General features: G+C 78.0%; 1 protein-coding gene. It reads left to right on the forward strand.

Going from position 1 to position 753, the window contains the following annotated elements:
* On the forward strand, positions 1 to 753 hold a 753-nt coding region (gene istA / locus ABD067_RS26305; protein ID WP_343898402.1), incomplete at both ends, for an IS21 family transposase.

Raw genomic sequence — 753 nt, forward strand, 5'->3', positions numbered from 1 at the left:
CGAGACGGTGCAGCGCTACGTGGCCGCCGGGGGCTGGGCGCCCTACCGGCGGCGGCCCGGCCGCCCGCGCAAGCTGGAGGGGCACGGGGCGTGGCTGGCCGAGCGGCTGCGGCGGCACCGGGGCAACGCGGACGTGGTGCGCCAGGAGTTGGAGGCCGAGCTTGGCGTCCGCGCCGCCCTGCGGACGGTGGAGCGGGCCTGCGCGCCGCTGCGGCGCGAGATGGAGGCGGAGGCGCGCGCCACGGTGCGCTTCGAGACGCCGCCGGGGCGGCAGATGCAGGTGGACTTCGGCCAGTGCCGCGTCGCGGTCGAGGACGAGCCCGGCGGCGAGGTCCGGGCGCGGCTGTTCGTCGCCACGCTCGGGCACTCGCGCCGCGTGTTCGTGCGCGCCTTCCGGCACGAGCGGCAGTCGGCGTGGCTGGAGGGCGTCGAGGAGGCGTTCCGCCACTTCGGCGGCGTCCCGGCCGAGCTGCTGGTGGACAACGCGCGGGCGCTGGTGGACCGGCACGACCCGGCGACGCGCGAGGTGCTGTTCAACGCCCGCTTCCACGCCTTCGCCCGGCACTGGGGCGTGCGGCCGGTGGCGTGCGCGCCTTACCGCGCCCGCACCAAGGGCAAGGACGAGCGGGGCGTGGGCTACGCCAAGCGCAACGCGGTGGCCGGGCGGCGCTTCCCGAGCTGGTCGGCGTTCGAGGCGCACCTCGCGCGGTGGACGCGGGAGGTGGCGGACCTGCGCGTCCACGGCACCACCGG

It is taken from the genome of Craurococcus roseus (assembly GCF_039523795.1).
In the GTDB taxonomy this organism is placed as follows: Bacteria; Pseudomonadota; Alphaproteobacteria; order Acetobacterales; family Acetobacteraceae; genus Craurococcus; species Craurococcus roseus.